The organism is Streptomyces pratensis (genome assembly GCF_016804005.1).
In the GTDB taxonomy this organism is placed as follows: domain Bacteria; phylum Actinomycetota; class Actinomycetes; order Streptomycetales; family Streptomycetaceae; genus Streptomyces; species Streptomyces pratensis_A.
Window position 1 is genome coordinate 6,675,756 of sequence record NZ_CP051486.1, and the last position, 25,976, is coordinate 6,701,731.

The window sequence follows — 25,976 nt, forward strand, 5'->3', positions numbered from 1 at the left end:
GGGGGCGACCTCCAGGTGATCGCTGCCGGATCGCGGGGATGGAGGTCCGCCCCGGGCGGACCGGCCGCGCTCCGATGACTCAGGCACCGCCACCAGTGTGGCGTACGACACATCGCCGCCACGAGGGGCGTGCGGTGACTTTTTGCGTCCGGAGCGTAACGGGGTGCTGATGCGGCTCAGAGGGCGGCGGCGCCGTGGCTCCGCAGCGACTGGGCGTACTGCTGGAGGACCCAGACCTCGTTCTGGGCGGCGGCCAGATGGTCCGGGGCGACATTGCTGCCGAGGCGGGCGAGGCTGCCCTGGACGTCGTCGATCCTGCGGTCGACGGCGCGCAGGCGGACCTTGACCAGGTGCTCGCCCGCGTAGGTCTCGTCGATGGACTTGCCGTGGAAGACCTCGACCGCGAGCTCGGTGACGAGCTTGCGCACGGTGTCGTCGGGGGTCGCGTCGAGCACCTGGACGAGGTACTCGCGGGTCTCGGCGACACCCATCTCGGCGCCGCCCGCCTCCGCGATGCACTGGCGCACCGCCGCGTAGGGCGGGGCGGTGAACTCGTCGATGCCGTAGGCGTCGAATGCGGGCGACACCAGTGCGGGCTTCTGCAGGGCGAGCTTCAGCAGCTCGCGCTCCGTGCGGTGGGCGGGGCTGCGGAGGTTGAGCGCGGGGCCGGAGGGTGCCGTGGGCGCCTGGATCTGGTGCTGCGGGGCTCCGCCCCGGGAGGACTTGCCCGGCGCGGGTCCGCGCTCACCCCGGCCGCGGGCCCACTGGGCGAGCTGGTTGACCCGGTGGACGACGAACTCCTGGTCGAGGATGCCGACGAACCCGGCGAGCTGGACGGCCACCTCGCGCTGCACACTGCTCGTCTTGATCTTCGCCACGACGGCGGCCGCCTCGTCGAGGGCGGCGGCCCGGCCGGCGGGAGTCTCCAGGTCGTACCGGGCGACGATCTGGCGGAGCGCGAATTCGAAGAGCGGGGTGCGGGGTTCGACCAGGTCACGGACGGCGTCGTCACCCTTGGCGAGCCGCAGGTCGCACGGGTCCATGTTGTCCGGGGCGATCGCGATGTAGGTCTCGGCGGCGAACTTCTGGTCGTCCTCGAAGGCGCGCAGCGCGGCCTTCTGGCCTGCTGCGTCACCGTCGAAGGTGAAGATGACCCGGGCGCTTCCGTTGTCCATCAGGAGCCGTCGGAGGATCTTGATGTGGTCGTTGCCGAACGCCGTGCCGCAGGTGGCGATGGCCGTGGTGACCCCCGCGAGGTGACAGGCCATGACGTCGGTGTAGCCCTCGACGACGACGGCCCGGCTCGCCTTGGCGATGTCCTTCTTGGCCAGGTCGATGCCGTACAGCACCTGGGACTTCTTGTAGATCGACGTCTCGGGGGTGTTGAGGTACTTCGGGCCGTTGTCGTCGTCGCGGAGTTTGCGGGCGCCGAAGCCGACGATCTCGCCCGAGGTGTCGCTGATCGGCCACATCAGCCGGCCGCGGAAGCGGTCGATGGGGCCGCGGCGGCCGTCCTGGGAGATGCCGGAGCTGATCAGTTCCTTGTCGCTGAAGCCCTTGCCGCGCAGGTAGCGGGTGAGGTGGTCCCAGCCGGCGGGGCTGTAGCCGACGCCGAAATGGGCGGCCGCGTCCTGGTCGAACCCGCGCTCGGCGAGGAACTTCCGGCCGATCTCCGCTTCCGGGCCGTTCAGCTGCTCGCGGTAGAAGTCGGCGGCGATCTTGTGTGCCTCGACCAGCCGGATGCGCTCACCGCGCTGGTGGGAGGGGTTGTAGCCACCCTCCTCGTAGCGCAGGGTGATGCCCGCCTTGGCGGCGAGGCGCTCGACCGTCTCGGAGAAGGTGAGGTGATCGATCTTCATCACGAAGGCGATCGTGTCGCCGCCCTCCTGGCAGCCGAAGCAGTGGAAGAGGCCCTTGCCCGGGCTCACCTGGAAGGAGGGGGACTTCTCGTCGTGGAAGGGGCAGAGACCCTTGAGGTTTCCGCCGCCCGCGTTGCGCAGCTGAAGGTACTCGGACACGACGGCGTCGATCGGGACCGCGTCCCGGACCGCCTTCACGTCGTCGTCATTGATCCTGCCTGCCACGCGTGAAGTCTACGGGTGGGGCCGGACATCCGGGACCGGCCGGCAACGGGGCCCCGCCCCGGGCGCCGGTCCGTCCCGGATGTCCCGGCCGCCGGTCAGAGCAGGGAATCCAGGGGCACGGACGGGTCGCCCAGGGCGTCCGGGTCGACCGGCCGGGCGGCCGTGATCAGCTTCTGGATGCTCTCGGTGACGTCCCACACATTGACGTTCATCCCGGCGAGGACCCGGCGGTCCTTCAGCCAGAAGGCGATGAACTCGCGCTTGCCGGCATCGCCTCGGATGACGACCTGGTCGTACGAACCGGGCGGCGCCCAGCCGGAGTACTCCAGGCCCACGTCGTACTGGTCGGAGAAGAAGTACGGCACACGGTCGTACGACACGTCCTGGCCGAGCATGGCCTTCGCGGCGGCGGGGCCGCTGTTCAGGGCGTTCGCCCAGTGCTCCACGCGCAGCCGGCCGCCGAAGAGCGGATGGTCCACCGACGCGATGTCCCCGGCGGCGTAGATGTCCGGGTCGGAGGTGCGCAGGGAGGCGTCGACGGCGACACCGCCGCCCTCGGACCGGCCCGCCATGACGAGCCCGGCGGCCTCGGCGAGCGAGGTGCGCGGAGCCGCGCCGATCGCGGCGAGCACGTCGTGGGCGGGGTGCTCCTCGCCGTCGTCGGTGCGGGCGGCGAGGACCAGGCCGTCCTGTCCGGTGATCTCGGTGAGGCGGGCGCCGAAGTGGAAGCGGACGCCGTGCTCGGCGTGCAGATCGGTGAAGATCTGGCCGACCTCCGGGCCGACGACGTGGTGCAGCGGGGTCGCGGAGGGCGCGACGACGGTGACCTCGGCGCCGTAGCCGCGGGCCGCCGCGGCGACCTCCAGGCCGATCCAGCCGGCTCCGGCGATCACCAGGTGGCCGTTGTCCCGGCCGAGGGCGGCGAGGACGTTGCGCAGCCTCTCGGAGTGGGCGAGACGGCGCAGGTGGTGGACACCGACCAGGTCGGTGCCCGGGACGTCGAGGCGGCGGGGCTCGGCGCCGGTGGCGAGCAGCAGCTTGTCGTAGTGCACGACCGTGTTGTCGCCGAGCTGCACGGACCGGCCGGCCCGGTCGACGGAGGTGACGACCTGGCCGAGGTGGAGCTCGATGTCGGCCGCGGCGTACCAGGCGGTCTCGTGGACGAAGACGGAGTCCCGTTCGTCCTTGCCCAGCAGATAGCCCTTGGACAGCGGAGGCCGCTCGTACGGATGGTCTCGTTCGTCGCCGATGAGGATCACCCGGCCGCTGAAGCCCTCCGCCCGGAGTGTCTCGGCCGCCTTCGCTCCGGCGAGTCCTCCGCCGATGATGACGAACGTCCGATGTGCGTCGACCACTTGATGCCTCCTCGGTACTTGGCTGCGCGGCGCCTCCACCTGCGAGCGTCCCGCACGCAGCGTGATGGCGAAAGAGGGTGTTCCCCGAACAGGTCACAGCCGCTGGCATGTGGCCCGGTCATGGTCCAGTCTGCCCAACACCCGTGAGTGTTCCGTGAAGGGAGCGCGCGGAGGCGTCCGTGAGTGCGGCGATCTGGTCGACGAGGACCCTCTTGCGGGCCCGGTCGTCGGGGGCCGCCGTGAACAGGGCACGGAACTGCGGTTCGAGCCCTTCGGGGGCGCGGGCGGTGAGGGCGGCGGCGAGTTCGGCGATGACGATCCGCTGACCGGCGCGGATGACCTCCTGCTCGGCGCGCTGCATGACGTAACGGTCCGCGACGGCCTTGAGTACGGCGCACTCGTTGCGGACCTCGCGCGGGACGATGAGCTCCGCGCCGTACCTGCCGAGCCGTCCGGGCCCGTACGCGGCGTGGGTCGCGGCCTCGGCTGCGAGGCAGAACCTGCCGATCAGCTGGCTCGTCGCGTCCTTCAGCCGGGCCTGGGCGACCGCCGTGCCGTCGTAGCCGTGCGGCCACCACTCCTGGGCGGTGAGCCGGTCCAGGGCGTCGCCGAGCTCCTGGGGGTCGGTGTCCGCGGGGACGTACCGGCCGATGGCCACGTCCCAGATCTCCGCTCGCTCCGGCTCGGCGAAGAGGCAGCCGGGGTCGATGTGTCCGGCGTGCAGTCCGTCCTCGAAGTCGTGCACGGAGTAGGCGACGTCGTCGGACCAGTCCATGACCTGGGCCTCGAAGCACTTGCGGTCCTGCGGCGCGTTCTCGCGGACCCAGGCGAAGACCGGCAGGTCGTCCTCGTACACCCCGAATTTCGGTGAGCCGGGGTCGGTGGGGTGCCCGCCCCGGGGCCAGGGGTACTTGGTGGCGGCGTCGAGGGCGGCCCGGGTCAGGTTGAGCCCGACGCTGACGAGTTCCCCGCTGCGGGGGTCGCGGACGAAGCGCTTGGGTTCGAGGCGGGTCAGCAGGCGCAGCGACTGGGCGTTCCCCTCGAATCCGCCGCAGTCCGACGCGAAGTCGTTGAGGGCCTGTTCGCCGTTGTGGCCGAAGGGCGGGTGGCCCATGTCGTGGGAGAGGCAGGCCGCTTCCACGAGGTCGGGGTCGCAGCCGAGCGCGGCGCCGAGTTCGCGGCCGACCTGGGCGCATTCCAGGGAGTGGGTGAGACGGGTACGGGGGCTGGCGTCCCAGGCCCGGCTGCGGGTGCCGGGCGTGACGACCTGGGTCTTGCCGGCGAGCCTGCGCAGGGCGGCGGAGTGGAGCACCCTCGCGCGGTCACGCTGGAACGCGGTGCGGCCGGGCTGTTTGTCGGGCTCGGTGTCCCAGCGCTCGGTGTCGGCGGCGCCGTACGGCGTGTCCCTGGGTTCGTGCGTACCGTCCATGCCCTCGACAGTAGACCGGCGGACCGACAGGAGGGGTCAGGCGGAGGCCAGGAGGTGCGGGTGCGTCAGGGCGCCGTCGACGGCCGCCGCGGAGGCCAGGGCCTGGTCGTAGCGGTGCAGCAGGAGGCGTGCCATCGCGGGGTGCGCGCCGAGCGGTGCGGCGGCGATGCCCGGTGCGGCTGCGGCCGAGACGGTCGCGAAGCGGCCGGGCGCCGTGAAGTACGAGGCGACGGCGACGCGGTGGCGGCCACGGGCGGCGAGCCCGCGCAGGGCCGTCGGCACGTCGGGCGTGGCCGCCGAGGCGTACGCGGGTACGACGGGGACCCCGCCGAGGCGGTCGCTGAGCATGGCGGCGGTACGGCGCGCGTCGACGTCGGAGTCGGGGTCGCGTGAACCGGCGGCGGCGAGCACGACGGCGGTGTCGCGGCCCGTGCCGTCCTCGCCCGGCCAGCCGGCCTCGACGAGTCGCTCGTACAGGGCCTCCACGAGCAGCGGGTGCGGTCCGAGCGGGGCCGCCACACGTGTCCGCAGGTGACTCGCGGCGGCGGCTGCGAGGGGCAGGTCGTGCCGGACGTGGTGGCCGCGGCCGAGCAGCAGCGGCACGAGGACGGCGTCGCCCCGCCCGATGCCGTCCAGTGTGTCCGGCAGCAACGGTTCGTTGAGCTCGATGTGGCCGAGCCGGACGTCGAGGAGGGGCCGCAGCTCCCGCACCCGGTCCAGGAGCTCCAGGACGGTGCGCAGGGCACGCGGGTCCCGGCTGCCGTGCGCGACGGCGACCAGGGTGGGTGCGGATCTCCGGATGCGGTGCATGGGCCTGCGGGTTCCGTTCGGGGAGACGAGGCTGAGCTGGGTTCCGAGCTGGGAGGTGATGCGGGTCAGGAGTTGCGCCGTGCTGTCGAGGGGCAGGGGCTCACGAGGGTGTTCCGATGCCTTCTCCGTCATGGACCGATGGTGCCGGGCGGACGTTGCCGGGCCGTTTCGCACCGGTGACGGGTGTTTGCCTCTGTCTCACGGAAACGGCGCCCGCGGTGTCAGCACCTGTTCACACCGGGGCTGCGCCTCTTCACGTCGGGGCTGCGCCTGTTCGAAGCGGGGCCGCGCCTGGTCGAACCGGGTGTCTCAGTACTTCACACCGGCCTCCGCGAACCTTTCGGCCTCGTCGTTCGTCCCTTCGGTGAGGGGATCCGGTACGAGCGCGGGGGGCGCCGCATGCGGCTGAGGACACTGACGGGGCTCGGCCGTGCGCGGCTGCGGGCCCTGGCAGGGCTGGTGACCGCGCGGCCCCGGCTGCCGCGGACCCGTCGGGGGCAGCGGCGGCTGACACAGGCGCTGATGGTCGTCTGCGCGCTGGCGCTGGCGCCCGCGACATGGCTGCACACCACCGCCGACGCCCGGGTGCGGACGGCGGCCGACGCTCCGGCGCAGCAGGTCGCCGTGGTGTTCGGGGCGGGGCTGCGGGAAGGCCGTCCGTCCCCGTACCTCGCGCACCGGCTGGACGCCGCCGCCGAGCTGTACAGGGCCGGGAAGGTCCGGGTCGTGCTCGTGACCGGGGACAACAGCCGCGTGGAGTACGACGAACCGGATGCCATGCGCACGTATCTCACCGCGCGCGGGGTGCCGGACGGCCGGATCGTCAGCGACTACGCGGGCTTCGACACCTGGGACTCGTGCGTCCGGGCCAAGAGGATATTCGGGGTCGACCGGGCCGTCCTGGTGAGCCAGGGCTTCCACATACGCCGGGCGATCGCCCTGTGCCGGTCGGCCGGGATCGACGCGTACGGGGTGGGGGTCGACGCCGTACACGATGTGACCTGGTACTACGGCGGGGCGCGGGAGGTGTTCGCGGCGGGCAAGGCGCTCCTGGACGTCGTGTTCGAGCCGGATCCGCACTTCCTGGGGCCACGGGAGCCGGGGGTGACGGAGGCGCTCGCGGGTGACCTCACGGCGGCGGGCGGGGCGGGCTGAGGTGCGCGTACCGGGGGCGTAACCGGACGCACCGGCTGTCGTAATACCGGCCTCGCACGCTGGGTGTATGGCCCGCACCGAGACGTCCACCCACTGCCCGTACTGCGCGCTCCAGTGCGGGATGAAGCTGCGACCGGTCACCGACGGCGGGGTGGTCGAGGTCGTGGAGCGCACCGATTTCCCCGTCAACCGGGGAGCTCTGTGCGGCAAGGGGCGCACGGCGCCCGCCGTGCTCGCCGCAGGTGTGCGGCTGACGGGCCCCCTCGTCCGTGGCGCGGACGGTGAGCTGGCGCCCGCGAGCTGGGACGAGGCGCTGGAGCGGATCGCGGACAGTCTGCGCGGGACACGGGCGGAGCACGGCGCGGACGCCGTGGGTGTGTTCGGCGGGGGCGGGCTCACCAACGAGAAGGCGTACGCCCTCGGGAAGTTCGCCCGGGTGGTGCTCGGCACCTCGCAGATCGACTACAACGGCCGCTTCTGCATGTCGTCGGCCGCCGCCGCGCACCAGAGGGCGTTCGGGCTCGACCGTGGGCTGCCGTTCCCGCTGGAGGACATCCCCAGGACCGGGTGCGTGATCCTGGTCGGCTCGAACCTCGCGGAGACCATGCCGCCCGCGCTGCGCTATCTGACCGAGCTGAGGGAGAACGGCGGCCGGCTGATCGTCATCGACCCGCGCCGGACCAGGACCGCCGAGCAGGCGGATCTGCATCTGGCCCCCCGGCCGGGCACGGATCTGGCCCTCGCTCTCGGCATGCTGCACCTGGTCGTGGCGGACGGGCGGGTGGACGAGGAGTTCGTCCGCTCCCGGACGAGCGGCTGGGACGAGGCCAGGGCGGGTGCGATGGCGCACTGGCCGGAGCTGGTGGAGCGCCTCACCGGGGTGTCCGTGCCGCAGCTGCGCGAGGCCGTGGAGATGTTCTGCGGGGCGGAGAACGGCATGGTCCTCACCGCGCGGGGCCCCGAACAGCAGGCCAAGGGCACGGACACGGTGGGGGCGTGGATCAACTTCTGCCTGGCCACCGGCCGGGCGGGCCGCCCGCTCTCCGGCTACGGCTGCCTGACCGGCCAGGGCAACGGCCAGGGCGGCCGGGAGCACGGCCAGAAGGCCGACCAGCTGCCCGGTTACCGCAAGCTCACGGACCCTGCGGCGCGCCGCCATGTGGCGGGGGTGTGGGGTGTCGACCCCGACACGCTGCCGGGGCCGGGGCGCAGTGCGTACGAGCTGCTGGACGCGCTGGGCCGGGACGTGCGGTCACTGCTGGTCATGGGGTCCAATCCCGTCGTGTCGGCGCCGCACGCGGGGCACATCGAGGAGCGGCTGCGGTCGCTGGACTTCCTGGCGGTCGCGGACGTGGTGCTGTCGGAGACGGCGGCGCTGGCCGATGTGGTGCTGCCGGTGACGCAGTGGGCGGAGGAGAGCGGGACGACGACCAGTCTGGAGGGCCGGGTGCTGCTGCGGCGGCGTGCGGTCACGCCGCCGGAGGGGGTACGCAGCGACCTGGAGGTGCTGAACGCGCTGGCAGGGGCCCTGGGGCACGGAAAGGGCTTCCCGGCCGATCCGGAGGAGGTCTTCGACGAGTTGCGACGGGCCTCCGCGGGCGGCCCCGCCGACTACGCGGGCATCACCTACGCGCGGATCGCGGCGGAGGACGGGGTGTTCTGGCCCTGCCCGGACGAGGAGCACGCCGGGACGCCTCGGCTGTTCCTGGAACGGTTCGCGACGGACGACGGACGGGCACGTTTCGTGCCCGTCACGCACCGGGCCGCCGGGGAGGAGACCGACGCGGAGTACCCGGTGGTGCTGACGACGGGACGGGTCGTGTCCCAGTACCAGTCGGGGGCGCAGACCCGCCGGGTGGCCGAGCTGAACGCCGCCGCACCGGGGCCGTTCGTGGAGCTGCATCCACGGCTCGCCGAGCGGATCGGGGTGGCCGACGGCGAGGCCGTCGCGGTCACCTCACGGCGCGGGCGGGCGGTGGCACCGGCCCGGATCACCGTGGCGATCAGGCAGGACACCGTGTTCATGCCGTTCCACTGGCCGGGCGAGGGCCGGGCCAACTCCCTGACCAATCCGGCCCTCGACCCGGTGTCGCGGATGCCGGAGTTCAAGGTGTGCGCGGTGCGGGTGGAGGCCGCCGGCTGAGCCAGTCCCCGCCCGGTACGGGCGTGCCGCCGGTACGCAGGGAACGGGCGACGGCGGTGGCCGCGGGGTAGGCCCAGGCGCGGACGGGCTCGGCGGAGCGGAGCCCGCCGGTGCCCCCGCCGGGGTTGCCCGGCGGGGGCACCGGCACGACAGGGCGGGCCACCCGTTCGTACAGGTTGCGCGGGTGATCCGGCCCCAGGTACTGCTCCAGGTCGTCCAGGAGCCGGAGGAGTTCCGCGTACGCCCCGGGTGCGGCGGTGATCAGCGCGCCGTGGACGGTTCCGTGGCCCTCGATGGCGTACGGGTAGCCGGGGCCCTCGTAGAGGAGGGCGCCCGGCAGCACGGCCGGCCGTTCCTCGCGGGTACGGCCCCGGAGGAACCGGTCGTGGTTCGGCTCTCCGGGGAGCAGCGTGCCGTACACGAAGAAGGGCGGCCGGCCGGCCGTCACAGCGTCGCGACGGGTGCCGTTTCCGCGGACACCCAGGCGAGGTAGCGGTCGCTGCCGCGTACGACGGGCACGGCGATGATCTCGGGCGTCCCGTAGTCGTGCGCCGCCAAGAGGTGGGCCTCCAGCTCGTCGTAACGCTCGGCCGTCGTCTTGAACAGCACCTGCCACTCCTCGCCGGTCTCGATCGCACCCTGCCACCGGTAGACGGAGGTGACGGGCGCGGGGATCTGGGCGCAGGCGGCGAGCCTTGCGTCCACCGCGCCCCGGGCCAGGTTGCGGGCCTTCTCCTCGCTGTCCGTCGTGGTCAGTACGGTCAGCCATGCGGGCTCGGTCATCCCCGGGTCCCTTCGCTGTCGGTGTCCGTGGCCCTTCGATTGTCGGCCCGTCGTGCCGTGTCAGCCGCCGTACGGGTGCCGGGTCCTGGCCTCGCGCAGGGCGCGGCCCCACCAGACCAGCTGGTCGAGCATCCTCTTGGCGGCCCCGTCGGCCTCGGCCGGGTCCTTGAGGGCGCCCCGGTCGTCGAAGAGGGCACCCGCGTTGTGGAAGGAGACGGTGTCGCGGACGGAGACGGCGTGCAGCTCGGCGAAGACCTGGCGCAGGTGCTCGACGGCCCGCAGGCCGCCGGAGATCCCGCCGTACGACACGAACGCGACGGGCTTGGCCTGCCATTCGGCGTAGTGCCGGTCGATGAGGTTCTTCAGTGGGGCCGGGTAGGAGTGGTTGTACTCGGGGGTGAGGACGACGAAGGCGTCGGCGCCCGCCAGCCGCGCGGTCGCCCCGGCGGCTCCGGTGGCAGGCGGCTCGGTCTCGGCCACGTCGATCAGCTCGGCCGCGATGGCCGGGTGGCCGGCCGTCCGCCCGAGGAACCATTCGGCGATGACGGGCCCGAAGCGGCCCTCCCGGTTGCTGCCGAGGATGACAGCCACCTTCAGGGGGGCGTCGTGAGGAGTGGGAGCGAGTGTGTCGATGTCCATGCACCGCAGACTCACGCCTCAACCAAGGTTGAGGTCAAGGGCCGCATCACGACACCTAGGCTGGAGGTCATGACGACTTCCGTACCGGACCCCTACGTCGAGTTCGACGGGCGCCCCGCCACCGGGGAGGATCTGCGGATCCCGGCCTTCGCCGGCTACGGCCACTTCACCGCGATGCAGGTCAGGGACCGCAGGGTGCGCGGACTCGCCCTGCATCTGGACCGTCTGGACCACGCGAACCAGGAGCTGTTCGGATTTCCCCTCGACGGGGAGCGCGTTCGCGAACTGATCGGGCACGCACTCGACGGCGCCAGGAGACACGACGCGTCGGTCCGGGTCCACGGCTTCATGCCGCCGGGAAGCACGGCGCCGGTACCCATGGTGACGGTGCGGGGGCCGGTCCCCGCGGACCGTACGCCGCGCAGCCTGATGTCGGTCCCGTTCGCGCGCTCGGTGCCGCACATCAAGCGGCCCGGCGAGTTCTGCCAGATCTACTACGGGGAGCAGGCCCGGCGAGCGGGTTTCGACGATGCGCTGCTGACCTCGCCCGGCGGCATGGTGACCGAAGGGGCGATCACCAACATCGGTTTCTGGGACGGCACTTCCGTGGTGTGGCCGGACGCGCCGGCACTGACCGGCATCACCATGGCCCTGCTGGAGAGCGGACTCGCGCGGACGGACCGCCCATCCGTGCGGCGAGGGGTGACGCTGGAGGGACTGGGCGAGTACCGGGCCGCGTTCGTCACCAACTCGCAGGGCATCGCACCGGTCCACCGGATCGACGACGTGCCCTTCGACGTCGACGACGACCTGATGAAGACGCTCGGCCAGGTTTACGACGACGCCCCTCGCGGGGCCGTCTGAATCCTTCCCGGAGGAGTTGCTGCCCGGACCTCTCGGACGGGACGTCCGGGGATCCCCGGACCAGACGGCCGGGTCTCCTCGGGCGGCACGGCCGGGCCCCCTCGGCCGCGACTGCAAGGCCGGCCGGGACGGGACGGCCGGGGATCCCCGGGTGTCACGGCCCCGCCGGCCCGGAGTGCGGGAGCATGGGGCCATGCAGATCCACATCGAAGCCTCAGAACTCCCGGGCCGCACCTGCGGCCCTGACACCGACTTCCCCGGTTTCGAGAACATCCACGTCGGCGTGCAGCGCAAGGACCGGCCCGGCGAGCTGTTCGGCCTGCATCCCGGCGACGCGGCGTTCGCCTCCTGGACCCTGGACTGCACCGCTGTTCCCACCGCAGAGGGCGTCGAGGTGTCCGGGCCGTACGTCCAGAACCGGCTCGGAGGACGCTTCGTGTACCTCTCCTGGGGCACCGTGGACGGCTCCGGAGCCTTCACCATGTTCCGGCGGGCCAAACTGATGATGAGCGACATCACCCCGGAGGTCCTGGAGGCCGCCTCGCGGACCGGGCACCTCACCGCACGGCTGCGCCTGAGCGACGACAGGGGACAGCCGCGGTGCGCCCGCGTACGCCCGCCGGACATCACCTGGTCCGCGACGGACGGGAGCGCCCCTCCCGGGGTCTGAGAGCGACCCGGGGGCGACCTGGACGCAGAGGGCATGACACCGCCCTCACCGGTCCCGGGGGGGGGTGGGCCGGTGAGGGCGGTCGCCAAGGGCCGGCGGGGGGATGCCGCCCCGTGGGGGGATAGAGATCGTGTTCCCGGCGGATGCGCGTACATTCTTGTGACCTGCGTCACACATATGGGGCAGGCGGTCACCCGATCGGAACCGGGCGGGCCCATCGGTCTCCGTCACCGCCGCGACCTGCGCCGGACCGGGCGGACGAGGGCACCACTCCGGTGCGTACGGGTGAAAACTGACGAACCGTCAGCATGCGTGAGGCAGGCGTGTCCCTTTACCTCGGAGGCAGGACACATCCGTCTGCCCGGAGGAATCCCATGCGCAGCCCCGCCCGCCTCGTGACCGGTACCGCCGCCGCGGCTCTCACCGCCGCAGCGCTCGGCCTCGCCGCCCCGTCCGCGTACGCCCATGCGTACGCGGACAGCCTCGGCAGACCGGGGCTCACCGCCGCGACGGCCGCAACCGTCGCGGCTGACTGCGGGCCCGAGGGCGCCGGGGACTCGGCCTTCTGCGAGAGCGGCGAGGTGGCGGCCGGGGGCCCGGAGCCCGCCGACGGCCTGGGTACCGGAGATCCCGAACCCGAGGACGGCCTGGGGAGCGGGGGGCTGGAGCCCCTCGAAGGCCCGGACCCCGTCGAGGACCTGGAGACGGCGGAGGATCCCGCGGCGGCCCCCGAGCCCGCCTGGCCGGAGACGGACGAAGAGAGCCCCGCAGGCGACGAAGCCCTGGTCCAGCCGCCCGGGACCGGCACGGGGACGGACCCGGCAGCGCGTCCCGACGACGGAACCGACCCCGGGACGGACCCCCGGACCGACCCCGGATCGGCCAAGCCGCCCGTGCCCCCGGGGCACAGGCCCACGGCCGCACCCAGCCCCAGCCGGCCCTCCGGGCACGTCGGGACGGGCTCCGGCGGCAGCGCCGCCCCGGACACCGCCCAGCTCGCCGCGGGCGGCGGCCTCGTCGTGGCGGCAGCCGTGGGCGGTGCCCTGCTCCTGCGCCGGCGCCGAACGGGCAACGCGCGCTACTACCGCGCGGGCGGCATGCGCTACTGAGGTGACCGGCGGAGGACGAGACGTGGACAGGACCGCGCTGAAGGCCAGGGCCTGGCTGGCGGGCATCGCCGCGCTGTGCGGACTGTGGCTGGTCCACAACGGCGCGGCCGTCCGGACCGTCGCCCCCCAGCCGGCCACGGCCGAGGCCTTCGCCGCAGGTCCCGGGCCACGGCCCGGAACACGCGTCGCCGAACCGCTGCGCCCTTCCGAACCGGTCAGGATCCGCATCCCCCGCATCGGCGTGGACGCACCCATGACAGGTCTCGGGCTGGGCGCGGACGGCAGCCTGGAAGCGCCGCCCGCCCGGGACCGCAACCTCGCGGGCTGGTTCGAGGACGGCACACGGCCCGGTGCCGAGGGCACCGCGATAGTCGCCGGTCACGTCGACAACGACGAGGGGCCGTCGGTCTTCTACGCCCTCGGCTCCCTGAAGAAGGGGGCCCGGGTCGAGATCGACCGCGGGGACGGCCGAACCGCCGTCTTCTCGGTCGACGCGGTCGAGGTGTACGACAAGGACGACTTCCCGGACGACCGGGTCTACGACGCCACGCGGCACGCCTCGCTGCGGCTGATCACCTGCGGCGGCGGCTTCACCCGCGAAACCGGCTACCAGGGCAACGTGGTGGCTTACGCACACCTCACCGAGGTGCGCTGATCAGGCGGTCCACTGGTCGTAGCCGAGCTTGGCGACCAGCGAGAACACCACGACCAGCAGGACCCCGCGGACGAAGTCGCTGCCCCTCCTCAGCGCCATCCGCGCCCCGAGCATCCCGCCCGCCAGATTGAATACGGCCATCAGCGCGGCCAGCTGCCACAGGACGGTGCCCTGGTAGGCGAACATCGCCAGCGCACCGGCGTTGGTGCAGACGTTCACGATCTTGGCGGTCGCGGACGCGGTGACCAGGTCGAGGTGGAGCACGGCGGTCAGGGCCAGCACCAGGAAAGTGCCCGTGCCGGGGCCGAACAGGCCGTCGTAGAAGCCGATACCGCCGCCGACCAGCACGATCGCGGTGACCGTACGGGCCCGGGTGACCTTCTTGCCCGGGCCGTCGCCTGCCGCCGCCGTGCCGAAGGACGGGCGCAGCATCACGAAGGCCGCCACGGCGAGCAGCACCACCATGATCACCGGGCGCAGCACGTCGCTGCTGATGCCCGCGGCGAAGAAGGCGCCGGTCATCGATCCCGCGAGCGCCATGAGCCCGATCCGTACCGCCGTCCCCACCTGCACCGGGGCTTTCCGCACGTACGTCACGGCGGCCCCCGAGGTGCCGACGATGGCGACGGCCTTGTTGGTACCGAGGATGTGCGCGGCCGGGACGTTCGGGAGGCCCAGCAGGAGGGCGGGCAGGAGGAGCAGGCCGCCGCCTCCCACCACCGCGTCGATCCAGCCGGCCGCGGCGGCGGCCAGGCAGAGGAGGACCAGGGTGGTGAGGGTTGTGTCAGGCATGACCGCGACCTTAAGCAGGTGGTGGGTACACCGTCCAACCGGCCGTGTCCCCGCCCTCACAGAGGGCGTCACCGCGCGCTGAGCGCAAGGTTCCTCCCGGGAAACAGGAGGGATGCGGTCGGGTAACACCCGCCGCGCACTCTCATTGGCATGAGGACACAGACGGAGAACGCGGCGCGGGTGGTGGTGATCGGCGCCGGGATGGCGGGCGCGCGGCTCGCCGCCCGGGTCCCCGGTGTCACCGTCATCGGCGAGGAGGCGCACGCCCCGTACAACAGGGTGCTGCTGGCCGAGGTGCTCGCCGGCCGGTACGAGCCGGACGTGATCGCACTGCCGCCCGCCGAGGTGCGGCGCGGGGTGCGGGTCGTACGGATCGACCGGGCGGAGCGACAGGTGCTCTGCGACGACGGGGGCGTCATCGGCTACGACCGCCTGGTCCTGGCCACCGGCTCCAACCCGGTGCTGCCGCCGCTGCGGGGACTCGGTCACATGCTGCCGGACGGGGTGCATCCCTTCCGCACCCTCGACGACTGCCTGGCTCTGCGCGCCGCGGTACGCCCCGGCGTACGCGCCGTGGTCATCGGCGGCGGCCTCCTCGGGGTGTCGGCCGCCCGCGCTCTCGCCGAGTGCGGCGCGCAGGTGGTGCTGGCCCAGCAGGGCGAGCACCTCATGGAGCGGCAGCTGGACGCCGAGGCGGCCGGGATGCTGCGCCGTCACCTGGAGGCGCTCGGCGTGGAGGTGCACACCGAGTGCCGGGTGCGCGGGCTGCGCTGCACCGACGGGGACACCCCGGCGGTGCGGGCCGTGGAGCTCGCCGACGGCTACGAGCTGGAGGCCGAGATCACGGTGCTGGCCTGCGGAGTCCGCCCCAGGACGGGCCTGGCGCAGGCCGCCGGGCTCGATGTCCGCAAGGGCGTCGTCGTGGACGACGAGCTGCGCACCTCGGACCCGTACGTCCACGCGGTCGGCGACTGCGCCGAGCACGACGGGACGGTCTACGGACTGGCGGGTGCCGCCATCGAACAGGCCGATGTACTGGCCGAGGTGCTGGCCGGACGTCCGGCCCGCTACGGGGGCACCAGGGCCCTGACGCGGCTCACCCTGCGCTCCCCCGCCGCCGCTCCCGTCACCGCCGGAGCCGCCGTCGCCTCCGGGACTTCCGGCGGACTCGACCTGGCAGCCTTCGGCGACTCCCGCCCGATGCCCGGCGACGACGTGATCCGGCTGGCCGACGCCACCCGGAACGCGTACCGCACGGTCGTCGTCCGGGGCGACCGGCTGGCGGGCGGGGTGCTGTTCGGCGATCTCGCCGCGGTCGGCACCCTCGCCCGGACCTGGCAGGACGACGACCCCCTCCCCGCCGACATGTCCCTGCTCCACCTGCTCACCAACGACGGAGGCTTCTGATGCCGGTGTCCACTCCCCCGACCGCCCCCACCGCAGGCGTGCCGACGATCGTGGTCGTCGGGCACGGCATGGTCGGACAGCGGTTCCTGGAAGCGCTCGCCGACCGTGGCCTGACCGCCGCCGCCGGGACCGCCAGGGTCGTCGTGCTCTGCGAGGAGCCGCGCCCCGCGTACGACCGGGTGCAGCTGACCTCGTACTTCTCCGGGAAGACTCCGGAGGACCTCTCACTCGTCGAGCCCGGTTTCATGGAGCGCCACGGCATCGAGCTGCGCGTCGGCGACCCCGCCGAGAGCGTCGACCGTGAGGCGCGCACCGTCACCGCGCGCTCCGGGGAGACCTTCTCCTACGACACGCTGGTGCTGGCCACCGGCTCGTACCCCTTCGTCCCGCCCGTGCCGGGCAAGGACGCCGAGGGCTGCTTCGTCTACCGCACCATCGAGGACCTCCTCGCGATCGAGGAGTACGCGAAGAACGCGAAGACCGGCGCGGTCGTCGGCGGCGGGCTCCTCGGTCTTGAGGCCGCGGGAGCGCTGAAGGGCCTCGGACTCGATACGCACGTCGTGGAGTTCGCCCCCCGGCTGATGCCGGTCCAGGTCGACGACGGCGGCGGCGCGGCGCTGCTGCGCACCATCGAGAACATGGGGCTCTCCGTCCACACGGGTGTCGGCACCCAGGAGGTCACCGCGGGTGAGGACGGCCGGGTCGACGGCATGTCCCTCTCTGACGGCTCCTCGCTGGAGACCGACCTCGTCGTCTTCTCCGCCGGCGTGCGCCCCCGGGACCAGCTGGCCCGTGACTGCGGTCTGGCGGTCGGTCCCCGCGGCGGCATCATCGTCGACGAGGAGTGCCGGACCTCCGACAGCGACGTCTTCGCGATCGGCGAGTGCGCGCTGGCCTCGGACGGCCGGGTCTACGGGCTGGTGGCACCCGGTTACGAGATGGCGCTGGCGGTCGCCGAGGTGATCGCGGGCAACGCGGCCTCCTTCACCGGCGCCGACCTCTCCACGAAGCTGAAGCTGCTCGGCGTGGACGTCGCCTCGTTCGGTGACGCGCACGGCGCGGCCGAGGGCTGCCTCGACGTCGTGTACGCCGACTCCCGCTCGGGTGTCTACAAGAAGCTGGTGATCGGCCAGGACGGCACGCTGCTCGGCGGTGTCCTGGTCGGCGACGCCGACCAGTACGGCACGCTGCGGCCGATGACCGGCACGGTGCTTCCCGTCGCCCCGGAGCAGCTGGTGCTGCCGGCCGGTGCGGGCGGACCGGTCACCCTCGGCCCGTCCTCGCTGCCCGACGAGGCAGTGATCTGTTCCTGCCACAACGTCACCAAGGGCGCGATCTGCGAGCACACCACGCTGCCCGAGGTGAAGAAGTGCACCAAGGCCGGTACGGGCTGCGGTAGTTGCGTCAAGGTCATCGGACAGCTGCTGCCGCAGCCCGAGGACCAGGGGCTGTGCGGGTGCTTCGAGTACACCCGCAGCGAGCTGTACGAGATCGTCCGCACCCTGGGCGTCACGAGGTACGCCGACCTCCTCGACTCGCACGGCCGTGAGGCGGCCCGTGGTGGCGACGGCTGCGAGGTCTGCAAGCCCACGGTCGGTTCGATCATCGCGTCGCTGGCGCCCACGGTCGGCGCGAGCGGCTACGTCCTGGACGGCGAGCAGGCCGCTCTCCAGGACACCAACGACCACTTCCTGGCCAACCTCCAGCGCAACGGCTCGTACTCCATCGTGCCGCGCATCCCCGGTGGTGAGATCACCCCGGAGAAGCTGATCGTGATCGGCGAGGTGGCCCGGGACTTCGGCCTCTACACGAAGATCACCGGTGGTCAGCGGATCGACCTCTTCGGCGCCCGCGTGGACCAGCTGCCGCTGATCTGGACGCGCCTGGTGGACGCCGGCTTCGAGTCCGGGCACGCCTACGGGAAGTCGCTGCGGACGGTCAAGTCCTGTGTGGGGCAGACCTGGTGCCGCTACGGCGTGCAGGACTCGGTGAAGATGGCCATCGACCTGGAGCTGCGCTACCGGGGGCTGCGCTCCCCGCACAAGCTGAAGTCGGCGGTCTCGGGCTGTGCCCGGGAGTGCGCGGAGGCCCGCGGCAAGGACTTCGGGATCATCGCGACGGCGCAGGGCTGGAACCTCTACGTCGGCGGCAACGGCGGCGCCACCCCGCGCCACGCGGACCTGCTCGCCCAGGACCTCTCCGACGCCGAACTGGTCCGTCTCATCGACCGGTTCCTGATGTTCTACATCCGCACGGCGGACCGGCTGGAGCGCACCTCGACATGGCTCGACCGCATCGAGGGCGGCCTGGACCACGTCAGGGACGTCGTCGTCCACGACTCGCTCGGCATCTGCGACGAGCTGGAGCGGCTGATGACCGACCACGTCGCCGGCTACCGCGACGAGTGGGCCGAGACCATCAACGACCCGGAGCGGCTGCGTCGCTTCGTCACCTTCGTGAACGCCCCCGACGCCCCCGACCCCTCGGTCAAGTTCGTCCCGGAGCGCGACCAGGTCAAGCCGGACCTGGACATCCTCGCGGGCCCGGTGCTCGCCATCCGTACTCTTGAAGGGACCTCTTCCTGATGACGACCCAGACGATGGACACGGCGCAGGACACCCGGTCGATCCAGCTCGCGGACGGGGACGGCTGGCTCACGGTCTGCGACCGCTCGCTGCTGACCCCGGGGCGCGGTGTCGCGGCACTCCTCCCGGACGGCCGGCAGGTCGCACTGTTCGTGGACCGGGCGGGGCGCGCGTACGCGATCGACAACCGTGATCCGTTCACCGGTGCGTACGTCCTCTCCCGCGGCCTGGTCGGCTCGGCGGAGGGGCGGCCGTTCGTCGCCTCGCCGCTGCTGAAGCAGCGCTTCGACCTGGAGACGGGCGCCTGCCTGGACGACGACGACGTCACCGTGCCGGTCTTCCCGGTCCGCGCGGACTGACCCCGCCCCGTTCATGACACGTTGGAGCTCCGGCCACCACGCGCCTCTACTGTCCTGACGTTCGACCCGCCGGTCCGACCGGACCGGCGGGCCCGCACGTCACCCGTGGAGTGATCGTGGAACGTCGGACCTTCTTGCGCACAGCGGTGATCGGCAGCTCGGCGGCGGCTTTCGGCGGCACCCTGTGGCGGGGTGCCGCCTTCGCGGACCCGGCCCAGCCGGCCGCCGGCCCCTACGGTGCGCTGCAGGCGGCCAACAGCAACGGCATCCTGCTGCCGAGCGGCTTCACCAGCAGGATCATCGCCCGCTCCGGGCAGACCGTCCCCGGCACCTCGTACACCTGGCACAGCGCGCCCGACGGGGGCGCCACCTTCACCGACGGCAGCGGCTGGATCTACGTCTCCAACGCCGAGGTGTCAGCGAGCAGCGGCGGCGGGGCGAGCGCCGTGCGCTTCAACTCCTCGGGGACGGTCACCTCGGCGTACCGGATCCTGTCCGGCACGAACACCAACTGCGCGGGCGGCCGGACCCCGTGGAACACCTGGCTCTCCTGCGAGGAGGTCACCCGCGGCTTCGTGTACGAGACCGACCCGTGGGGGGTGAACGCGGCCGTGCAGCGCCCCGCTATGGGCCGCTTCAAGCACGAGGCGGCGGCCGCCGACCCCGACCACGGCTACGTCTACCTGACCGAGGACGAGACGGACGGACGCTTCTACCGCTTCCGTCCCACCACGTGGGGCAGCCTGTCGTCCGGCACGCTCCAGGTGCTGGTTGCGGGCACCGGCACCTCGGGCCCGGTGACCTGGACGACGGTCCCCGACCCGGACGGATCTCCCACCCAGACCCGCTACCAGGTCTCCGGCGCCAAGGTGTTCAACGGCGGCGAGGGCTGCTTCTACGCGGCGGGCACCTGCTGGTTCACCACCAAGGGCGACAACCGGGTGTGGGCCTACGACGCGAACGCCTCGTCCCTCTCGCTCGCCTACGACGACTCGCTCGTCACGGGCGGCGGCGCCCCGCTGACCGGCGTCGACAACGTCACCCGCGCCGCCTCCGGTGACCTGTACGTGGCGGAGGACGGCGGGAACATGGAGATCTGCCTGATCACGCCGGACGACACCGTCGCACCGTTCCTGCGGATCAGCGGCCAGTCAGGCTCGGAGATCACCGGTCCGGCCTTCTCCCCGGACGGCAGGCGGCTCTACTTCTCCTCGCAGCGCGGGACCAGCGGCAGCTCGTCCGGTGGCATCACCTACGAGGTCACGGGACCGTTCCGCTCCTGACGCACCCGTGCGGGCGGCGGTCGCGGCGCCGGCTCCGTGACCGCCGCCCCCGGTGTCAGGCCTGCCCCTCGACCGCCGACGCGTCCATCCAGACGACTTCCCAGATGTGACCGTCCGGGTCCTGGAACGAACGGCCGTACATGAAGCCCTCGTCCATGGGGTCGTTGGCGGGCGAACCGCCGTTGGCGAGCGCCGCGTCGGCCATCTCGTCGACCTTCTCGCGGCTCTCGGCGCTCAGGGCGATGAGGACCTCGGTCGTTCTCGACGCGTCGGCGATCTCCTTCTTGGTGAAGTCCTTGAAGCGCGGCTCACTGATGAGCATGGCGAAGATCGTGTCGCTGATGACCAGACAGGCCGTCGAATCGTCGCTGAACTGCGGATTGAAGCCGAAGCCGAGCTTCGAGAAGAAGTTCTTCGTCGTCCCCAGGTCCTTGACCGGCAGGTTCACGAAGATCATCTGAGGCTGAGACATTGTTCCACTCTTTCCGTCCGGCACTCCGGGTGCTCCCGCGCGCTCCGCACGAGCGCTTTCGAGAGGTAGACGGCGGCGGCGCGCAGAACTCATCGCCCCCGGCACGAGGAGTTCCCAGCGCGCCGTGGCCCCCGCCTCGCGAGGGCGGCCTAGCGTCTCGGAGCATGAGCGGATCGACGGGCAGAAGGATCACCGAGAAGCTGTCGGACGAGGCCCTGCGAGGGGCCACCGGCCGGGACTGGGCGGGCTGGTTCGCCGTGCTCGACGCCTGGGACGCGACCCGGCGCAGCCACGCGGAGATCGCCGCGTTCCTCGGTACGGAACACAGGATGGGCGGCTGGTACGCCCAGTCGGTCGCGGTGGGGTACGAGCAGGCGCGCGGCCTGCGCCAGGTCGGTCAGTCCTCGACCGGCGACTGGAACACCTCGGGCAGCCGGACACTCGCGGCTCCTCCGGAGCGCGTCCTGGACGCCTTCACCGACCCGGAGACGCGTGAGCGCTGGCTGCCCGGCGTGGAGTTGTCCGTGAGCAGCCGGCGCCCCGGGAAGTCGCTCGGCGCCGGCTTCAGGGACGCGTCCGGGGACGCCGGGCGGCTCGCGCTGTGGCTGGAGGAGCTGCCGGACGGCCGTACGCGCCTCGGCCTGGGCCACGAGAGGCTGGCGGACGCGGAGGCGGTGGCCCACTACAAGGTGTTCTGGAAGGAGCGGCTGGCCGCGCTGAAGGCGCTCCTCGACGAGGGTTCCCCCTGACCCGGACGGGACTCAGGTGACCGCGAGCGAGGCCCCTCCCCTGATCAGGGCGGCCCCCAGCGGGGTGAGGGTGTGCAGGACCGAGCTGCCGTGCCGCAGGGTGCGGACCAGGCCCGCCTCGCGCAGCACACAGGCGTGCTGGCTCGCCGATGCCAGGGAGACCCCGGTCCTGCGGGCCAGCTCACTCGTCGTGCAGCCGCTGTCTATGGCCCGCAGGACCGCGGAGCGGGTGTGGCCCACCAGCCGGCCGAGCCAGGGGCCGGGCTCGGCGGCGGCCGGGGCGCCGGGGTGGGTCACCGGGTAGACGAGGACCGGCGGGAGACCCGGGTCGCGGTAGACGACGGGTGTCCCCCGGCAGAAGAACGACGGCTGCAGGAGCAGGCCCCGCCCGTCGAGGCGCAGTTCCCGGTCGACGGGGTAGTCCGCCTCCAGCACGGGGGCGCGCCAGCGGATCATCGGCGGCAGGGTGGCCAGGAGCTCGTCCGCGCCGCCGTCCAGCATGGCGCGGCCCCGGACGGCCCGGTCGGCCTCGACGCTCGCCCGGATGTGCGGCCAGTAGGGCTCGACCGCGGCGCGGTGGTAGGCGCGCAGGGTGGAGATGAGGCGCCCCAGGGGTTCCGTACGCCCCTCGGCCAGCGCCTCCGGCAGCGCGGCGTGCGCGTGCCCGCCGGACTGCCTCCGCCCGGTGGCGCCCTTTCCGGTCAGCAGCCCGAGTTCCGCGCGGAAACGCTCCTCGGGTGTATCGCGCAGCGCCTCCATTCCGGCGTCGAGTCCGAATGGTTCGGGGCCTCCCCCGGAAGGTGTCAGGAAGTCGGGAAAATAGCCACGGGGCGGAACGACCGCGGACAGCAGACGCGCTTCACCATTCAACCGGGTGCGGGATTCCTTCCGCCATTCCCCGAAGACCGTGGAACCCCGCCGGTCCCTCAACCGGTGGAAACTGAGAATGGTCTCCCACATCGCGTCCGGCCTCGTGGCCATCCGCACACGCGAAAGGTCCACCCCGGACACATGGATACGCAGCACCGAACCCCCACCTGTTGCACCCGCAATTGCCCCCGCCGTAGCGTATGCACAGCGTCACAGGAGGTCACCACGGGGTTTCGGCCACAGTTGAAATGTCTCGCCCGAATCCGCGCAACCCGAAAAGCTGTACGACGTCGGGTGCGTTACCGGAGTCACCGAAGAGCGGGTGAGGGCCGTGGGGGGCTTTGCCTGTTCGGCGGCGGTGAGCGACGGTGCGGCTCCGCACCCGGCAGAGGTAAGCGGGTGCGGTCCGGGGGTGGGGATCCCCGGGCCGCACCCAGGTCGTACGTCCCGGATTTGCGCACCGAACGGTGAAAAGCGCTTTCTACGAATGGTTCGCCGTTCAATTGACGAAGCGGCGGCACCCCCGCACAGGGTGCCGCCGCTTCCGGGTAATCCGGCCACGCCGCAGGACCGATGAGGGTCTCGGTGATCCACCGGCGGTGTCCGGAGTCGTGCCGCGCGCAGGGCGCCCGGTCTCAGCGGCTGTCGCTGCCCCGCGACTCGGCGGCGGCCCGGCCCGCTTCCAGCCTGGCCACCGGAATGCGGAACGGCGAGCAGGAGACGTAGTCCAGGCCCACCTCGTGGAAGAAGTGCACCGACTCGGGGTCCCCGCCGTGCTCACCGCAGATGCCGAGCTTGAGGTCGGGGCGGGTGGCCCGGCCGGCTTCCACGGCGCTGCGCACGAGGGCGCCGACGCCGTCCTTGTCGATCGTCTCGAACGGCGACACCCCGAAGATGCCCTTCTCCAGGTACGCGGTGAAGAACGAGGCCTCCACGTCGTCGCGGGAGAAACCCCACACCGTCTGGGTGAGGTCGTTCGTCCCGAAGGAGAAGAACTGCGCGGCCTCGGCGATCTGACCGGCGGTCAGCGCGGCACGGGGCAGCTCGATCATCGTGCCGATGGACAGCTTCAGCTCCGTGCCGGTGGCCGCCTCGACCTCCGCGATGACGTGGTCGGCCTCCTCGCGGACGATCTCCAGCTCCTGCACCGTGCCGACGAGCGGGATCATGATCTCGGCGCGCGGATCGCCCTTGGCGTTCTTGCGATGTGCCGCCGCCTCCGCGATGGCACGGACCTGCATCGCGAACAGGCCCGGGATGACCAGGCCGAGGCGGACACCGCGCAGCCCCAGCATCGGGTTCTGCTCGTGCAGCTTGTGCACGGCCTGCAGCAGGCGCAGGTCGTTCTCGTTGGCGTCCTTGCGTGACTCGGCGAGCGCGACCCGCACCGAGAGCTCGGTGATGTCGGGCAGGAACTCGTGCAGCGGCGGGTCGAGCAGCCGGACGGTCACGGGCAGCCCGTCCATCGACTCGAACAGCTCGATGAAGTCGGCCTTCTGGAGCGGCAGCAACGCTTCCAGCGCCGCCTCACGCTCGTCGTCGGTGTCCGCGAGGATCAGCTTCTCGACCATCTCGCGGCGCTCACCGAGGAACATGTGCTCGGTGCGGCACAGGCCGATGCCCTGGGCCCCGAAGCGGCGGGCCCGGGAGGCGTCCTCGGCGTTGTCCGCGTTCGCCCGTACGCGCAAGCGGCGTACCCGGTCGGCGTACGCCATGATCCGGTGCACGGCGGCGACGAGCTCGTCGGCGTCGTCGGCGCCCGCGTGCATGCGGCCCTCGAAGTACTCGACGACCGGGGACGGCACGACCGGCACCTCGCCGAGGTACACCTTGCCGGTGGAGCCGTCGACGGAGACCAGGTCTCCCTCCTCCACGACGGTGTCCCCGACCGTGAGCCGGCGGCGCTTGGTGTCGACCTCGATCTCCTCGGCGCCGCAGACACAGGTCTTTCCCATACCGCGGGCGACGACGGCGGCGTGCGAGGTCTTGCCGCCGCGCGAGGTCAGGATGCCCTCGGCCGCGATCATGCCGTCGAGGTCGTCGGGGTTGGTCTCGCGGCGGATGAGGATGACCTTCTCGCCCGAACGCGACCACTTGACGGCGGTGTACGAGTCGAAGACCGCCTTGCCGACGGCCGCGCCGGGGGAAGCGGCGATGCCACGGCCCAGCAGCACGCTGGCGGCATCGTGGTCGAAGCGCGGGAACATCAGCTGCGCGAGCTGGGCGCCGTTGACCCGCTGGAGCGCCTCGGCCTCGTCGATGAGGCCCTGGTCGACGAGCTGGGTGGCGATGCGGAAGGCGGCACCGGCGGTGCGCTTGCCGACCCGGGTCTGGAGCATCCAGAGCTGACCGCGCTCGATGGTGAACTCGATGTCGCAGAGATCCTTGTAGTGGGTCTCCAGCGTCTCCATGATCTTCATCAGCTGGTCGTAGGACGTCTTGTCGATCGACTCCAGCTCGGCGAGCGGCACCGTGTTGCGGATACCCGCGACGACGTCCTCGCCCTGCGCGTTCTGGAGGTAGTCGCCGTAGACGCCCTGGTGGCCGCTGGCCGGGTCACGGGTGAAGGCGACGCCCGTGCCAGAGTCGGGGCCGAGGTTGCCGAAGACCATCGAACAGATGTTGACGGCCGTGCCGAGGTCGCCGGGGATGCGCTCCTGACGGCGGTAGAGCTTGGCCCGGTCGGTGTTCCACGAGTCGAAGACCGCCTTTATGGCCAGGTCCATCTGCTCGCGCGGGTCCTGCGGGAAGTCCCGCCCGGCGTCCCGGGTGACGATCTTCTTGAACTGCTTGACGAGCTTCTTGAGGTCGGCCGCGTCGAGGTCCACGTCGACCATGACGCCCTTGGCGTCCTTCGCGGCCTCCAGCGCCTCCTCGAAGAGGTCGCCGTCGACGCCGAGCACGGTCTTGCCGAACATCTGGATGAGGCGGCGGTACGAGTCCCACGCGAAGCGCTCGTCACCGGCCTGGGCGGCGAGTCCGACGACGGAGGCGTCGGAGAGGCCGATGTTGAGGACCGTGTCCATCATGCCGGGCATCGAGAACTTCGCGCCGGAACGGACCGAGACCAGCAGCGGGTCGTCCGCCTGCCCCAGGTTCTTCCCCATCCGCTTCTCGAGCGCCGTGAGGTGCGCGCTGACCTCGTCACGCAGCTCGGCCGGCTCGTCACCGCTGTCGAGGTAGACCTTGCACGCCTCGGTGGTGATGGTGAAGCCCGGAGGGACGGGCAGCCCGAGGTTGGTCATCTCGGCGAGGTTGGCACCCTTGCCGCCCAGAAGATCCTTCAGATCCTTGTTGCCCTCGGTGAAGTCGTAGACGAACTTCTGGGGGTCTTTGTTTTCCGACACGGGTCTCGACTCCTCGAGGACGCGGTGGCTGCCCTGACGGCGAGGAACATACCCAGATCGAAGGTGTCTGGGTACGGCCACGTGCGCGTCATGAGGTCTCAACCACCCGTCCGCCAGCAGATCGAAAGTAACGCGCCGGTACGCCCTGACAAGGAGATACATTCACTTCTTGAAGCCATACTCACGAAGAGTGCAATTGATGGCCCGATATGGGCACCCAGGGTGATGGATGCTTTGATCGATCAAAGTAAACCCACTTGGCACCCAGTGCCGTCATTTGAGAAGTACAGCATCCGAAAGAGTGCTCATCTGAGCCAGCACTCCCTCAAGGGTGGCGAGAATCACGCCCCGACCTGCGCTCAGATGTCATCATCCGGACGCCTGAGGGGCCCGCGGAGGTCACCTTGGAGCTGTGA

General features: G+C 71.8%; 22 protein-coding genes. 11 read left to right on the forward strand and 11 right to left on the reverse strand.

The window, feature by feature from the left end:
* Positions 1–176: 176 nt before the first annotated feature.
* The 4 genes from dnaG to HED23_RS27935 all read right to left on the reverse strand — a co-directional run bounded on the left by dnaG (position 177) and on the right by HED23_RS27935 (position 5,810).
* A complete protein-coding gene (gene dnaG / locus HED23_RS27920; protein WP_203186125.1) occupies positions 177–2,084 on the reverse strand; it encodes a DNA primase in 1,908 nt (635 codons plus the stop codon).
* A 95-nt stretch (positions 2,085–2,179) separates the two neighbouring features.
* Entirely contained in the window at positions 2,180–3,439 is a 1,260-nt protein-coding gene (locus tag HED23_RS27925) for an NAD(P)/FAD-dependent oxidoreductase (RefSeq protein ID WP_203186126.1), read from the reverse strand.
* Between the two features lie 118 nt (positions 3,440–3,557).
* The gene (locus HED23_RS27930; protein ID WP_203186127.1) at positions 3,558–4,868 is read right to left on the reverse strand and encodes a deoxyguanosinetriphosphate triphosphohydrolase; all 1,311 of its coding nucleotides are present in this window, start codon (positions 4,866–4,868) and stop codon (positions 3,558–3,560) included.
* A 36-nt stretch (positions 4,869–4,904) separates the two neighbouring features.
* Positions 4,905–5,810: a sirohydrochlorin chelatase gene (locus HED23_RS27935; RefSeq protein WP_203186128.1), complete on the reverse strand. Its 906-nt coding sequence runs from the start codon at positions 5,808–5,810 to the stop codon at positions 4,905–4,907.
* A gap of 267 nt (positions 5,811–6,077) precedes the next feature.
* Here HED23_RS27935 and HED23_RS27940 point away from each other — a divergent pair, with 267 nt between their 5' ends.
* Positions 6,078–6,833: a SanA/YdcF family protein gene (locus tag HED23_RS27940; protein ID WP_203186129.1), complete on the forward strand. Its 756-nt coding sequence runs from the start codon at positions 6,078–6,080 to the stop codon at positions 6,831–6,833.
* A 67-nt stretch (positions 6,834–6,900) separates the two neighbouring features.
* Positions 6,901–8,976, forward strand: coding sequence for a molybdopterin oxidoreductase family protein (locus tag HED23_RS27945; RefSeq protein WP_203186130.1), 2,076 nt, complete (start codon positions 6,901–6,903; stop codon positions 8,974–8,976).
* On the opposite strand, the gene HED23_RS27950 is transcribed toward HED23_RS27945, so the two are convergent.
* The 3 genes from HED23_RS27950 to HED23_RS27960 are packed head-to-tail and all read right to left on the reverse strand — an operon-like array spanning position 8,939 to position 10,398.
* Positions 8,939–9,424, reverse strand: a complete 486-nt coding sequence (locus HED23_RS27950; protein WP_238442141.1) for a gamma-glutamylcyclotransferase family protein — start codon at positions 9,422–9,424, stop codon at positions 8,939–8,941. The genes HED23_RS27945 and HED23_RS27950 overlap by 38 nt on opposite strands.
* Entirely contained in the window at positions 9,421–9,759 is a 339-nt protein-coding gene (gene cutA / locus HED23_RS27955) for a divalent-cation tolerance protein CutA (protein ID WP_203186131.1), read from the reverse strand. Before cutA ends, HED23_RS27950 begins: the two co-directional genes overlap by 4 nt.
* A gap of 60 nt (positions 9,760–9,819) precedes the next feature.
* A complete protein-coding gene (locus HED23_RS27960; protein WP_203186132.1) occupies positions 9,820–10,398 on the reverse strand; it encodes an NADPH-dependent FMN reductase in 579 nt (192 codons plus the stop codon).
* 69 nt (positions 10,399–10,467) lie between these two features.
* On the opposite strand from HED23_RS27960, the gene HED23_RS27965 reads away from it, so the two are divergent.
* The 4 genes from HED23_RS27965 (at position 10,468) to HED23_RS27980 (ending at position 13,696) form a co-directional block, all read left to right on the forward strand.
* Complete coding sequence (locus HED23_RS27965; protein WP_203186133.1) at positions 10,468–11,262, forward strand: aminotransferase class IV; 795 nt, start codon at positions 10,468–10,470, stop codon at positions 11,260–11,262.
* 193 nt (positions 11,263–11,455) lie between these two features.
* Positions 11,456–11,932 carry a DUF5990 family protein gene (locus HED23_RS27970; protein ID WP_203186134.1) on the forward strand — a complete coding sequence of 159 codons (477 nt, stop codon included), beginning with the start codon at positions 11,456–11,458 and terminating at the stop codon, positions 11,930–11,932.
* 374 nt (positions 11,933–12,306) lie between these two features.
* Positions 12,307–13,041 carry a hypothetical protein gene (locus HED23_RS27975; protein ID WP_203186135.1) on the forward strand — a complete coding sequence of 245 codons (735 nt, stop codon included), beginning with the start codon at positions 12,307–12,309 and terminating at the stop codon, positions 13,039–13,041.
* A 22-nt stretch (positions 13,042–13,063) separates the two neighbouring features.
* A complete protein-coding gene (locus HED23_RS27980; protein WP_203186136.1) occupies positions 13,064–13,696 on the forward strand; it encodes a class F sortase in 633 nt (210 codons plus the stop codon).
* Here HED23_RS27980 and HED23_RS27985 read toward each other — a convergent pair whose 3' ends face one another.
* Positions 13,697–14,488, reverse strand: a complete 792-nt coding sequence (locus tag HED23_RS27985; RefSeq protein ID WP_203186137.1) for a sulfite exporter TauE/SafE family protein — start codon at positions 14,486–14,488, stop codon at positions 13,697–13,699.
* Between the two features lie 150 nt (positions 14,489–14,638).
* Here HED23_RS27985 and HED23_RS27990 point away from each other — a divergent pair, with 150 nt between their 5' ends.
* The 4 genes from HED23_RS27990 to HED23_RS28005 all read left to right on the forward strand — a co-directional run bounded on the left by HED23_RS27990 (position 14,639) and on the right by HED23_RS28005 (position 20,122).
* A complete protein-coding gene (locus HED23_RS27990; RefSeq protein ID WP_203186138.1) occupies positions 14,639–15,895 on the forward strand; it encodes an NAD(P)/FAD-dependent oxidoreductase in 1,257 nt (418 codons plus the stop codon).
* The gene (gene nirB, locus HED23_RS27995) at positions 15,895–18,480 is read left to right on the forward strand and encodes a nitrite reductase large subunit NirB (RefSeq protein ID WP_203186139.1); all 2,586 of its coding nucleotides are present in this window, start codon (positions 15,895–15,897) and stop codon (positions 18,478–18,480) included. Before HED23_RS27990 ends, nirB begins: the two co-directional genes overlap by 1 nt.
* Positions 18,480–18,839, forward strand: a complete 360-nt coding sequence (gene nirD, locus HED23_RS28000; RefSeq protein ID WP_203186140.1) for a nitrite reductase small subunit NirD — start codon at positions 18,480–18,482, stop codon at positions 18,837–18,839. The genes nirB and nirD overlap by 1 nt, the downstream gene beginning before the upstream one ends.
* 116 nt (positions 18,840–18,955) lie before the next feature.
* Positions 18,956–20,122 (forward strand): alkaline phosphatase PhoX, encoded by a 1,167-nt coding sequence (locus HED23_RS28005; protein ID WP_203186141.1) that lies wholly within the window; start codon positions 18,956–18,958, stop codon positions 20,120–20,122.
* Positions 20,123–20,177: 55 nt separating this feature from the next.
* On the opposite strand, the gene HED23_RS28010 is transcribed toward HED23_RS28005, so the two are convergent.
* Positions 20,178–20,594, reverse strand: a complete 417-nt coding sequence (locus HED23_RS28010) for a VOC family protein (RefSeq protein WP_203186142.1) — start codon at positions 20,592–20,594, stop codon at positions 20,178–20,180.
* Between the two features lie 164 nt (positions 20,595–20,758).
* Between HED23_RS28010 and HED23_RS28015 the strand changes: the two genes are divergently transcribed.
* Positions 20,759–21,343 (forward strand): SRPBCC family protein, encoded by a 585-nt coding sequence (locus tag HED23_RS28015; protein WP_203186143.1) that lies wholly within the window; start codon positions 20,759–20,761, stop codon positions 21,341–21,343.
* Between the two features lie 12 nt (positions 21,344–21,355).
* On the opposite strand, the gene HED23_RS28020 is transcribed toward HED23_RS28015, so the two are convergent.
* Both HED23_RS28020 and ppdK read right to left on the reverse strand, forming a co-directional pair.
* Positions 21,356–22,369 (reverse strand): ArsR/SmtB family transcription factor, encoded by a 1,014-nt coding sequence (locus HED23_RS28020; RefSeq protein WP_203186144.1) that lies wholly within the window; start codon positions 22,367–22,369, stop codon positions 21,356–21,358.
* Positions 22,370–22,848: 479 nt separating this feature from the next.
* Positions 22,849–25,560 (reverse strand): pyruvate, phosphate dikinase, encoded by a 2,712-nt coding sequence (gene ppdK / locus HED23_RS28025; RefSeq protein ID WP_203186145.1) that lies wholly within the window; start codon positions 25,558–25,560, stop codon positions 22,849–22,851.
* Between the last annotated feature and the right edge of the window lie 416 nt (positions 25,561–25,976).